We start from the raw sequence: 528 nt of genomic DNA, 5'->3' as shown, positions 1-528 counted from the left end.
GCATGTTAGCTATGTGTTTTGCACTTACACTAGCATTTTTACCAACAATTTCAAAAGCGGATTCTTCTCCATTACGAAGTGTTAGCATTAGTGCTGTAGGCGATAATAACAAAATGTATAGTGCAAGTTCTTACTTATCTATTCCTGTTCTTAAGGGCGATTACCTTTATGTTAAAGTTAGTGAAGTAGGTACACCGGATTCATATTCAGAAGCTTTAACTATTAATGGTATTAGATATGCAGGAAGTTCTTTAGACGAAGTCAGTTCTTATACTGGTCCATTCGGATCTGAAAAAACATTTAGATTACGTATCAAAGATTCGTACATCTTCTCAAATACACCAAATTCAACAAACACTATAGCTTTTGAAGCTAGAGTTCCTTTCTCAATGCAAGTATTATCTAAAAGCATATCGGTTCATGTAGAATAATTTATAACATTATCATTAAATAAAAAATACATCCCTATAAGGATGTATTTTTTATTTAATAGAAACATAATTTGAACTTACCGTTATAGAAAAAGCG

General features: G+C 31.4%; 1 protein-coding gene. It reads left to right on the top strand.

Going from position 1 to position 528, the window contains the following annotated elements; translation table 11 throughout:
* Positions 1–2: 2 nt before the first annotated feature.
* Positions 3–431 carry a hypothetical protein gene (locus AC3WVA_RS29300; protein WP_492322434.1) on the top strand — a complete coding sequence of 143 codons (429 nt, stop codon included), beginning with the start codon at positions 3–5 and terminating at the stop codon, positions 429–431.
* Positions 432–528 lie beyond the last annotated feature (97 nt).

This window comes from Bacillus sp. EB106-04-02-XG92, from assembly GCF_058791995.1.
Note: the sequence above shows the minus strand (reverse complement) of the source record. Positions and strands in the feature narration are given on the sequence as shown.

What these genes read in the sequence shown, in the direction of transcription:
- AC3WVA_RS29300 (WP_492322434.1), top strand. Translation starts at nt 3, where the DNA reads ATGTTAGCTATGTGTTTTGCACTTACACTAGCATTTTTACCAACAATT.